This window comes from Pseudomonas sp. A125 (assembly GCF_055409485.1).
Window position 1 is genome coordinate 1 of record NZ_JBUZVP010000074.1, and the last position, 1,928, is coordinate 1,928.

The 1,928-nt window shown below is 58.8% G+C and carries 1 protein-coding gene; it reads right to left on the reverse strand.

Annotation, left to right across the window (positions count from 1 at the left end):
- Positions 1 to 71 precede the first annotated feature (71 nt).
- Entirely contained in the window at positions 72 to 1,493 is a 1,422-nt protein-coding gene (ltrA, locus tag ACZRN6_RS36395) for a group II intron reverse transcriptase/maturase (protein ID WP_464009953.1), read from the reverse strand.
- Between the last annotated feature and the right edge of the window lie 435 nt (positions 1,494 to 1,928).

A 1,928-nucleotide genomic window follows, 5' to 3' on the forward strand; every position in this document is an offset into this window, starting at 1 on the left:
ATCGAGTAGGAGGCGGATTCACATCCGCCGTCCTCTCACACCACCGTACGTACGGTTCCGTATACGGCGGTTCAGGTTACACGGCTAAGCCGGTTAATCGTATCCAGTATCGAGACCAGCCCGAGTCGATCCCACAGCTTTTTCGGCAGCGCCTGATTCATATGTGACGCTCCCGAGTTCCACCATGGGCCTCGGCCATTGAAGGCTGATTTGCAGGCGCGCCCTTCGTCGAGTCCCAGACGCATCAAGTTGCGCGCCCTCGTCGAGGGCTGCTTCCATTGGCGCCAGATGACACAGCGAAGTTTGTGGCGCACCCAGCCATCCAGTATCTCCAGCGCTCGCTTGCCCTGAGTCAACTTGAAGTAGCCAGCCCAACCGCGCAGCACGGGGTTTATCCGCTTGATGATATTCATCATCTTGTGGCCCCGCGCTTTACGTAGCAGGCCTCTGAGTCGGTCGCGTAGGCGATCCAAGCTCATCGTTGCCACTCTAAGCTTTGGCTGTTGATGCCAGCTCATCCCATAACCCAGATAATCACAGGCCCACGGCCGCGCCACGCGGCTCTTTTCGCGATTCAGCGTCAGTTTCAAACACTGCCTCAAGAACCGCTCCATGCCTGCCATCACTCGCTCGCCCGCACGACGACTACGCACATAAATGTTCGCATCGTCGGCATAACGCACAAAACGATGACCCCGTCGCTCCAGTTCGCGGTCGAGTTCGTTGAGCAGGATATTCGACAGCAACGGCGAGAGCGGGCCGCCTTGCGGCGTCCCCTCCTGCCGTCGGCTGACGAGACCACCTGACAGCGTCCCCGCTTCAAGATAACGACGGATCAGTGTGAGCACCCGTTTATCTTCGATTTGACGCTCGACGTAAGCCATCAATACATCGTGGTTGACCCGATCAAAGAACTTTTCCATATCGAGTTCCACGCACCAGCGGTGGCCCGCCGCCACATGGGCACGGGCTGTTTCAATGGCTTGATGAGCACTTCTGCCCGGACGAAAGCCGTAGCTGTAATCCGAGAACAGCGGATCGAAGATGGGGGTGAGCTGTTGCAGCAGAGCCTGCTGGATCAGACGATCCACGACGCCGGGAATGCCCAGTTGTCGCGTTCCGCCTTTGGGTTTGGGGATGTCGACGGCGCGTACACCTTGCGGGTGGTACTCGCCGGCCAGCAACCGAGCCTTGAGGATCGGCCAATACTGTTTCACGTAGCCCGCCAAGTCGTTGACCGTCATGCCATCGGCACCCGGTGCGCCCTTGTTGCTGACCACGCGGTGATACGCACGCTTGAGATTGGCCGGTGCAAGCACCCGCGCCATCAGCGTGTCCGGCTCCGCGTTCGTCCACGTCACAGACGCCGTCGATACCTTTGCGCTGTCAGCCGTCATCCTCGGATTCTGTCCGGGACTCGGAGTAACAGTCTTCTCTGGGAAAAGTTTCTGCATTTCGGTATTCAACGAGACTTTGACGCCTACTGGCGGCATAACCTGTTCGGCCCTTGGTGGCGCGGTTAATCGCCACTTACTACGGCTTCGGCTGACTTCTGCACGCTCATCCCGTCGCCTCGCGGCGCTCGGTAGCACAATGGCAAACGTGCAGATCTCCCAGGGTAATTCGCGCGACCTTCCTGCTTATGCCTGTCGGATATACGTCACAGCGTTCCGTGCAAGTATCGGGCTTTGACGATTTATGCCGTCTTACCCCGCTGCGCCGCCTCTATCCGCTTCCTGTTCGTCAGGCCAGCATTTTGCCTCGGGCTTCCTTCAGATTCGCAGTCACCCGCGACACCCTTGCCTCTGGCTAACACTTCCCCTTGCCGGGTGTGTAGAGGACTTTCACCTCCAAGTCACCAGCGTGGCCACCACAGCCAAGCTGGTTGCGCTTGCGCGCAACGCGCCATGCCTGGCGCACATAAAAAA

Coding starts and splice junctions, on each gene's coding strand:
- ltrA (WP_464009953.1), bottom strand. CDS start 1,493: ATGCCGCCAGTAGGCGTCAAAGTCTCGTTGAATACCGAAATGCAGAAA.